The 8,933-nt window shown below is 60.9% G+C and carries 7 protein-coding genes and 4 pseudogenes; 3 read left to right on the forward strand and 8 right to left on the reverse strand.

Translation table 11 applies throughout. The annotated features are described in order from the left end of the window. Window positions 1–76: 76 nt before the first annotated feature. Window positions 77–169, reverse strand: a pseudogene (locus ACILRA_RS15215) (sugar isomerase); the annotation flags it as partial. Window positions 170–343: 174 nt separating this feature from the next. Between ACILRA_RS15215 and ACILRA_RS15220 the strand changes: the two are divergent. Both ACILRA_RS15220 and ACILRA_RS15225 read left to right on the forward strand, forming a co-directional pair. Next, window positions 344–652, forward strand: a pseudogene (locus ACILRA_RS15220) (integrase core domain-containing protein); the annotation flags it as partial. Between the two features lie 452 nt (window positions 653–1,104). Next, window positions 1,105–1,590, forward strand: a complete 486-nt coding sequence (locus ACILRA_RS15225; protein WP_395662932.1) for a hypothetical protein — start codon at window positions 1,105–1,107, stop codon at window positions 1,588–1,590. Between the two features lie 13 nt (window positions 1,591–1,603). Here the strand turns inward: ACILRA_RS15225 and ACILRA_RS15230 are convergent, their stop codons facing one another. The 6 genes from ACILRA_RS15230 to ACILRA_RS15255 all read right to left on the reverse strand — a co-directional run bounded on the left by ACILRA_RS15230 (window position 1,604) and on the right by ACILRA_RS15255 (window position 7,892). Further along, a complete protein-coding gene (locus ACILRA_RS15230; RefSeq protein WP_395662933.1) occupies window positions 1,604–2,689 on the reverse strand; it encodes an ABC transporter ATP-binding protein in 1,086 nt (361 codons plus the stop codon). A gap of 2 nt (window positions 2,690–2,691) precedes the next feature. Continuing rightward, window positions 2,692–3,672 carry a hypothetical protein gene (locus tag ACILRA_RS15235; RefSeq protein ID WP_395662934.1) on the reverse strand — a complete coding sequence of 327 codons (981 nt, stop codon included), beginning with the start codon at window positions 3,670–3,672 and terminating at the stop codon, window positions 2,692–2,694. 27 nt (window positions 3,673–3,699) lie between these two features. After that, a complete protein-coding gene (locus ACILRA_RS15240; RefSeq protein WP_395662935.1) occupies window positions 3,700–4,542 on the reverse strand; it encodes a carbohydrate ABC transporter permease in 843 nt (280 codons plus the stop codon). After that, window positions 4,539–5,432: a carbohydrate ABC transporter permease gene (locus ACILRA_RS15245; protein ID WP_395662936.1), complete on the reverse strand. Its 894-nt coding sequence runs from the start codon at window positions 5,430–5,432 to the stop codon at window positions 4,539–4,541. The genes ACILRA_RS15240 and ACILRA_RS15245 overlap by 4 nt, the downstream gene beginning before the upstream one ends. A gap of 60 nt (window positions 5,433–5,492) precedes the next feature. After that, window positions 5,493–6,791 carry an ABC transporter substrate-binding protein gene (locus ACILRA_RS15250; protein ID WP_395662937.1) on the reverse strand — a complete coding sequence of 433 codons (1,299 nt, stop codon included), beginning with the start codon at window positions 6,789–6,791 and terminating at the stop codon, window positions 5,493–5,495. A gap of 72 nt (window positions 6,792–6,863) precedes the next feature. Beyond that, a complete protein-coding gene (locus tag ACILRA_RS15255; RefSeq protein ID WP_395662938.1) occupies window positions 6,864–7,892 on the reverse strand; it encodes a LacI family DNA-binding transcriptional regulator in 1,029 nt (342 codons plus the stop codon). 152 nt (window positions 7,893–8,044) lie between these two features. Here ACILRA_RS15255 and ACILRA_RS15260 point away from each other — a divergent pair. Beyond that, window positions 8,045–8,427 (forward strand): annotated as a pseudogene (locus ACILRA_RS15260) (IS481 family transposase); the annotation flags it as partial. A gap of 54 nt (window positions 8,428–8,481) precedes the next feature. On the opposite strand, the pseudogene ACILRA_RS15265 reads toward ACILRA_RS15260, so the two are convergent. Further along, window positions 8,482–8,933: pseudogene (locus ACILRA_RS15265) on the reverse strand (hypothetical protein); the annotation flags it as partial.

Here is an 8,933-nt window from a genome sequence, read left to right on the forward strand (position 1 = left end):
CTCTCGCAGGAGAGTCACCACGCCGAGACGGGGCGAGGTCGCTTGATGCTGTTGCGCGGCTCACACGCGCGACAGTTCACTCCACCGTCACTGGCTTCGCAAGATTGCGCGGCTTGTCGACTTTGGTGCCGCGAGCGCAGGCGGTGTGGTACGCCTGCAGCTGCAGCGGCACCACGTCCAAGCGGGGTGACAGCGCGCCGTAGTTCTCGGGCATGCGGATCACGAGCAGGCCCTCGCCCGATTCGATGCGGGTGTCGGCACGCACTTCACTGAGCCTGCCGGCGGCGGGTGGCCTGTCTCTGACATCAAGGCGATGCAGGCAGAAGGGGTTCTCCTCCGTTGCCACTCCTTCGATGCGGCATGTGCCGCTCTCGACATCGAACATCGGCTGACGAAGCCGGCACATCCATGGACGAATGGCCAAGTCGAGCGAATGAACCGGACGATCAAGGAAGCGGCGGTCAAGCGCTATCACGACGAAGATCACGCCCAGTTCAGACAGCACCTTGACCACTTCATTGCCGCCGACACCTTCGGCCGCAGGCTCAAGACCCTCAAGGGGCTCACGCCGTACGAGTTCATCTGCAAACAGTGGACAAAACAACCTGAACGCTTCAGGTTCAATCCGACGCATCAAATGCCGGGACTAAACAGCAAGAGCCGTCGCAGCGGAAGGAACTGGAGCGGTTGGTTCGGGCGCGGGGCACGGGCCAGGCGCTGGTGCGCCGGGCGCGGATTGTTCTTGCGGCGGCGGAGGATTGGCGATGAAGAGATCGCCGATCTCGTCCGCCGCACGCTGAAGACAAAGCCTTCCAACGCGACGCATTGGTCGCTGTGCAAGATGGCCACAACCGCCGACCACGCACCATCCACCATCCATCGCATCTGGAAGGCCTTCGGCCTGCAGCCGCATGGGAGTGAGATATTCCAGCTGCCGGCCGATCCGCTCTTTGTGGAGAAGCCGCGTGACATCGTCGGGGTTTTGTCTCGCTCCACCCCAGCGCGCCCTGGCCCTATGCGTCGATGAGAAAAGCCAGATCCAGGCGCTTGACCGCTCGCAGCCGCTCTTGCCGAAGCAGCCTGGCCAGGTAGAACGGCGAAGCCATGACGACCGGCGCCACGGAACCACCTCCCTGTCCGCCGCACTCCACGTTGCCACCGGCACTGTCATCGGGCGTTGCTTCCCGCGTCACCGAGTTCCGCATACTCCTTGATCGGATCGAAACCCAAATTCCGCCCGATCTCGATGTTCACATCGTCATGGACAACGATGCCACCCACAAAACGCCGCTGAGCCGCAGCTGGCTCGTCAAGCGCCCACGCTGGCATGTAAACTTAACGCCAACCGGAGCATCCTGGATCAATCAGGTCGCGCGCTTCTTCGCCCTCATCACCAATGACTGCATCCGAAGAGGTATTCACCGCTCCACCGCCGCATTGCAAGACGACATCCTCACCTACATCAAAACACATAACGAAAGACCCAAGCCCTTCGGTTGGACAAAGTCCGCCGATGATATAATCGCCACCATCAAACGTTTCTGCCCCAGACAACATCGAATCACAGAAACTTCGAAAGCAGGACGCTAGTTTCGACGAGCATTCAAGTTCGAAAAGCCACGCCATTGCTATCAAACAAATGACAGTCCACTGGATCGAAAACCAGACTGATGGCCTCACCCATATGGCAGTCTTCATCTCCTTGCAGCAAGGCTGTCACGGCGCTTTCGCCGCCAAGCTTCGCTTCCACGAGAGTTTGGGAGCCAAGCCGCTCCACCAACTCTACAGCACCGGAGAACTGGCCCTTCTCGCCATGAGACAAGCGAATATTCTCAGGACGTATTCCCAGAGTCACATGGCCCCCGATGACTTGCTCGAAGCCGCCAGCATCTAACTGCAGCGTTCCGAAAGCAGGAGACCGAATAGATACAGAACCATTGCTGATTGCCACCACCTCGGTCGAAAAAAAGTTCATCCTGGGCGACCCGATGAAACCAGCCACGAAGACGTTCTTGGGCCTGTGATAGAGTTCAAGCGGCGGGCCGAACTGCTGCACCACGCCCCCGTCGAGCACGGCAATCCTGTCAGCCAGCGTCATCGCCTCCACCTGGTCATGCGTCACATAGATCATGGTCGCGCCGAGGTCCCGGTGCAGCTTGGCGATCTCAGCGCGGGTGCTGACGCGCAGCGCAGCATCGAGATTAGACAAGGGCTCATCGAACAGGAACACATCCGGGTTGCGCACGATGGCGCGGCCAATGGCGACACGCTGGCGCTGACCGCCCGAAAGCTGCGAGGGCTTGCGGTCGAGCAGGCTCTCCATTTTCAGGATGCGCGCCGCCTCCCTGACCTTCTTGTCGACAAGTTCGCGCGGCTCGCCCGCGATCTTCAGCCCGAAGCCCATGTTGTCGTAGACGGTCATGTGGGGGAACAGCGCATAGGACTGGAAAACCATGGCGATGGCGCGTTCCTTCGGCGACAGATCGTTGACCACCCTGCCGCCGATCGACAGCACTCCGGACGTTACATCCTCAAGACCAGCGATCAGACGCAGCAGCGTGGACTTGCCGCAGCCTGAGGGGCCGACGAAGACAATGAACTCGCCGTGTGCGATGTCGAGGTCGACGCCCTTGATGATGTCGACGTTGCCAAAACTCTTGCGGACATCCTTCAGCGACAGGTCAGCCATGTTCACGCTTCCTCGACAAAGAGGATTCCATTTTCGTCAACGCGCAGCGCAACGGGGTCGCTCACCTTGCCGATGAAGCGGCCTTGTTCGTCGTAATAAAGGAAGCCCATGATGAAGAGTTTCCCGCCGATCTCCAAAATCTTGCCTGCATAGCGCTTGCACGGATTGCGGCCATCGAGGAACGGCGCATCCGGCGTGCGCCAGGGTCCCAAATGGTGATCGGAGATAAGGTAGTGGCTGCCGGTGACAGGCACTTGCGGGTTCTTGCGGCGGTAGGCTTCTGACCAGTGCTCCGCGGCGGTGCAGAAGGTCATGTACCAGTGCTTGCCATGCTTGAACACCTGCGGCACTTCGAGCTGGCCGAAATCGCCGCTGTCGTAAATGGGCTTCTGCAGCGTCCATTCGTAAAGATCGGGTGACGTTGCGAAGCCCACCGCGCCACCGGCATTGGGCTCAGCACGGCCGGGCACGCGGGCGGTGAAATACATCAGCCAGCCGTCACCTTCGGGGTTCGCGATGACCCAGGGGTCCCGCATGGCGCGGTCGTGCCAATGGCCGGGGATATATTCCTCGTAATGTTCTGCGTTGGGGCCGTCGAGATCGAGCGCGAGGCCACTGCCCACCCGCTGCCAGCTGTGCATGTCAGGCGAGGTTGCGTGCCCGATGCGCTGCTGCATGCCCTCGCCCGCATGCGATGTGCCGGTATAGAAGAGATGCCACCTTCCATCAGGGCCTTGCAGCACGGAACCTGTCCATGTCGTCCAGTCATCCCAAGCAGGCGGCGCCCCGGGCCTAAGACAGGTGCCAAGATGCGTCCAGTTGATGAGATCGCGGCTTACCGCGTGGCCCTGGGTAACGTTGCGATGGCGCAATTCAGGATCCGGCAGCGTGTTGTCGGCCTGCAGGAAATAGATGTGCCAGTCATCGCCGTTACGGGCGAGCCAGAAATCCCAGATCCACTTGTCATGAAGCGAAAGAACCAATTACGAGTTTCCTTGTGCGGGGCGGCGTTACTTGATGCCAGCACCGATGGTGGATTGAATGAACCAGCGCTGGAACGCAAAGTAGACGACGAGGATCGGCAGCGACATGAGCACCGAAAAAGCCATGACATCGCCCCAGATGGGTGGCGGCGTGCCGAAATACTGCGCCAATGCCAGCGATACCGGCCGCGCGTCTGATCCACGCGTGACCATCAGCGGCCAGAGATAGGCATTCCAGTATTCGAGGCTCTGCAGGATAGCCACCGTCGCAATCGTCGGAAGCGACAGCGGCATGATGACGGACCAGTAAGTGCGCAGCTTCGATGCACCTGCCACATAGGCGGCTTCATCAAGGTCCTTCGGGATCGCCGAGAAGAACTGATAGAACAGAAAAATTGAGAAGGGATGGGCGATAAAGGGCACGATCTGCGCCCGGTATGTATCGACCCAGCCCACTTCCGCCATCATCAAGAGAAGCGGGATTGCCACCGACTCCATCGGAATGATGATGAGCGCCACGACAATCATGATGACCAGATCGCGCCCCCTGAACTTCATTCGCGCCAGTGCAAAGGCGGCGAGCGAGTTGACGAAGATGCCCACCACGACGATCGACACGACGATGACGGTGGAGTTCAGAAGATAGCGCAGGATCGGGAAGGTGCTGTTGGAGAGAACCTGCCGGAAGTTCTCGAGCGAGATTTCGCGCGGGTTCACCCAGAAGGCTCGCGAATTGCCGAGGTCGCGCAGGATCTGGTTCTCGTCGGCCTTGAGGGACGTCGCGAACATCAGGAGCAACGGAGCCAGCACAAAGGCGGCGACGGCAATCGCCACCACTATGAGCTGGAAGCGTTCGTTGCGGCGCGTCATTGGATGGCCCTCTCCTCGCGCACCAACCGGAGCTGCAGCAGGCTGATCGCCAGAACGATAAGGAAGAAGAGCACGGCGGCGGCCGCGGCGATGCCCACCTTGCCTTGCCGGAAGCCCTGCATGTAGATCACCCGCACCAGAGTGTCTGTGACGTTGGCGGGGCCGCCTTGAGTCAGCAACTGCACCTGCGTGAACAGCTTGAAGGCGAAGATCGTGGTGGTGATGACGACGAGGATGTGCGTGTTGCGCAGGCTCGGAAGCGTTACGAAGCGGAATTCCTGCCAGCGGCTGGCCCCCTCGATGCGCGCCGCCTCATAGAGATCACGCGAGATGCTCTGAAGCCCCGCGAGATAGATTACCATTTGGAACGGGAATCCTTGCCATGCGGAGAGCAAAACGATGGCAGGCATGGCAGTCCACGGGTTCTGCAGCCAGTCCACGGGCTGGGCCGCACCCAGGCTCAAGCCTGAGAGCGCGTAATTGAAAAAGCCCTCGCGCTGGTAGAGCGAGGCCCACACCACCGACACGACGACCATGGAGATGATGGTGGGCAGGAAATAGATGCCACGGAACAGGTTGCGCACCGGGAGCTTGGAATTGATGAGCAATGCCGCACCAAGTCCCATGGCGCTTTGCAACGGCACCACCAGCAAGACGAACAGGCTGGTGCGGAAGAAGGCGTTGAGAAATTCGCCACTCTCGAACAGGCGCACATAATTGCGCCAGCCGATGAATTTTGTCGGCACATTCGGATTGGGAACGAGCCTCTGGTCGGTAAATGAAAGCATCGCCGACAGAACGAAGGGCAGAATGATGAAGAGCGCGATGAGGCCCATTGCCGGGGCGAGGAAGGCCCAGGCCTGCCACTGATCTTTCTTCATGTTGGACATGGCGGTGCTTTCAAAAGGGTACGCGGAGGGAAAGTTCCCCCCGCGCCGCTGTGCGTCACATCACTTGCCGAAGGGCGGGTAGCCGCTGTTGTCGGCGATGTCCTGATCGATCTTGCTGGCGGCCTCATCGAGTGCGCCCTTCACGTCCTTGCCGTCGATGATGTCGGCAACGGACTTGGCAAAGGCAGCAGTGATCGTCGGATAGGCCGGATGGGCCGGACGCGGCATGCCCATGCCGCTGTTGAGCTGATCGAGATAGAGGCTCAGCGGTCCGCCGGGCTTGTAGAGATCGACCTTGGGGGCAGCCGACTTGACGGCAGGAACGCCGCCCATCGCCTGCGACAGAGCCGCGACATTATCGGTGCTCATGAAGAATTCGAGCAGCTTGGCGGTGTTTTCGGGCTGCTTCGAGGTCTTGGTGATGCCCCAGCACCAGCTGCCGTTTCCGGTCACAGGCTTGCCACCCCAATTGGGCATTGGCAGCAGAACGAGATCGTCACCGAAGGCTTTCGAATGGGCGGGCCACATCCAGTGTCCGACATAGGAGAGAGCCGCCGTCTTCTTGCCGTAGAAGGCATCGTCACCCTCCGAAGCCGGCACGACGTGTCCATTCTTCACCCAGCCCTGGAAATGCGTCATCGCCTTCACGGCCGCATCGCCATTGACCGTGCCCTCAGCCTTCCAGGTGGTGCGGTCGATCAGGTCACCGCCGAAGGACTGGACGATGGGCGAGAAGCCATAGGTGTACCACTCGCCCTGGCCATAATTGGCCTTGATGTCGAGCGCGTACTTGATGCCGTCGAGCTTCTGCAGCTTGGCCAGCGCGTCCTCGAACTCCTCCATGGTCCAGGCATCCTCGACGCCCTTCGGAATGCGCACGCCAGCCTTTTCGAGCAGTGATTTGCGGCCCCAGATCGACAGGCCTGAATCCGCCATGCCGAGCGAGTATACCTTGCCATCGGGAGCATAGGTGCCCTGCGCGATGATCGACGGGATCACGTCGTCCATCACCTGCTTCGACACGATATCGTTCAGCGGGACCAGATAGCCGGACCACACATAGTTCGCATAGTTGGGTCCATCGAAATCGAGGAGGTCGGGCAGGCCGCCCGAGGCGGCTGCCGCCTGAACCTGTTCATTGTAAGCGCCCTCCGGCTGCACTTCGAGCACGGCCGGCATGTCTGGATGCTGCTCGTTCCATGCCTTGATCAGCGCTTCCATGCGCTCACGCTCGCCGTCACCGCGACCGCCGTGGTGCCACACCTTGATCGGATCGGCGGCGAAGGCGGTGGATGCGAAGGCAAGGCTTGTGGTGGCCATGAGGCCGCCGATCACCATCTGGCGTCTATTGATGTTCATTCGGGTTTCCTCCCATGTTTTCTGTCGGTTTACCGCCACCGGGGGTGGCGGGCAGTCTTCCCCGTCCGTTGCTCATGCGAGCGGGCGGCAGGATTCACGCTCAATCAGCGGACAGTGGAGGCGAAGCAGCTGGGTGCCGCCCTCCTCCACGCCACCGTCGAGTTGCTTTTCTTTGGCAAGCGACATCTCGACCGCGCGGCGGCCGATTTCGAAATAGGGCAGCGCCACGGTCGTGAGCGCCGGGCAGAGCGTCTGGGAGATGAGCTTCAGGTCATCGAAGCCTATTACCGAGACATCCTGAGGAATGGTGAGGCCGAGGCTCGCCGCAGCGGCATAGACCTGCGTTGCGACTTGGTCATTGCCGCAGATGACGGCGGTGGGGCGGTCAGCAGCAGAGAGCAGCTCGCGCGCCACCTGATAAGCGACCATGACTTCCCGGCCGACGGGCCCCACCATGCCGCGCCGCTCCCGCGCGTCATCGAAGGCCACACCCGCCTCCTGGAAGGCACGCCGCATGCCGCGGGCGCGGAGCATGGTCGCCTCGAGGCCGGGGATCAGGGTAACGCAGGCGATGCGCCGGTGCCCCTGCTCCAGCAGGTAGCGCGCCTGGGTGTAGCCGCCGCCTTCATCATCGGGGATGATGGAAGGCTGTGCACCGTCTGCCGCATGGCAATTGGCGAGGATGATGGGGTTCGCAAAACCGTTCTGCGTCACCAGATGGGCGCGGTGATACATGGCCGCATAGACGACGCCGGAGACCCGGTGCGCCTGGAACATGCGCCACAGGTCTGCCTCACGCTGCGGGTCGCCGTCCGAACTTGCGATCATCAGCTGGCGGCTGATGCCAAGCGCCGATTGCGCGCCGCGGATGATGTCGACCGAGTAAGGCGTGGTAGCGACCGCGTCCGTCATCAGGCCGAGAATGGTCGAAGCGCCGCCCCGCATCTGGCGGGCAGCGCTGTTCGGAACATAATCGAGGGCCTCAATGAAGGGCAGCACGCGCTCGCGCATCTTCGCGGCCACGGCCGGATCGCCATTGACCACGCGTGACACTGTCTTGACGGAGACCCCCGCCTGCTCGGCAATTTCCCGTAAGGTCACCAACTGCGCCTCCCAACGCCAATGGTAACGTTGTCAATTCAAAACACCGTTTCGACAACGTTGTCAATCCCTCTTCAAGATCGACAGGAGCTAGGATGTTTGATCACCGGGTTTGAAGGCGCAGTATTCTCGCCAGCATCGAAGGAGGCGCTATGGGCCAAGTTCTTCATGGGAGCGCCAGGACGGCTAAGGTGGTCCGTCGAGCGATGCAGCTTCGTCAAGAAAGCCTGAGGGCTCTGGCGAAGCGCTACGGCATCAAACCAAAGACGGTGGCCAAGTCGCCCAACCGCAACTCTGCCGCCGACGGGAGGATAGGCACCCGGGCTCCAAAATCGAGAGTTTTGCGGTTGCACAAGAGGCGCTCATCGTGGCCTTCCGCCAGCACACACTCCTGCCGCTTGATAACGGCCTCCATGCATAGCAGGCGACCATTGCGAACCTGACGCGCTCATCCTTGCATCGCTGCCTGCAGCGCCATGGCAACGGACGCCTACCGGATGCCGGGAGTAAGAAGGCCGCCAAGAAAAAGTTCAAGATCTCGTCCGTTGTGAACAATCCGCTTTCACGCGGTTTGTAGTCTGACGGCGGCTTATGACCTGGGCAGGATGGCGCTGAAGATCAGGCACAAGAGAAGCCTCAGCCAGTTAAGGAGGAGGCGGAAGTTGTAGCCGGCGGCGGCGAGGATGGCGAGGATGCGGGTGATGCCGTTTCCGATGGTCTTCTCCATGTCCGGGATGACGGTTGCCAGGGTGTGGCCGTCATAGGGGTTGCCGGGCAACGCCATGGCATGCAGGGCGAATTGCCCGCCTCGCGAGCGATGGAGGGTGGTGGTGATCGAAACCTTCACGCCGAATTCGTGAGGAGCATGGGCCTTTCCCCTCGGGTCAAGCCCGAGGGCAGGCTCTTGCCGATGTATTCGACGTCCGGCGCATGCAGGCTGTAGACCTTCTTTCCCCGTTGGTTTTGCCGCTGCTCCAGCACCCTGCTGGCGAGGTGCAGATCCTTGCGGAAGATATCCTGCAGATTATCCTCGCCCGCGAT

The sequence above is a fragment of the Aestuariivirga sp. genome (assembly GCF_044239095.1).
Lineage (GTDB): Bacteria > Pseudomonadota > Alphaproteobacteria > Rhizobiales > Aestuariivirgaceae > Aestuariivirga.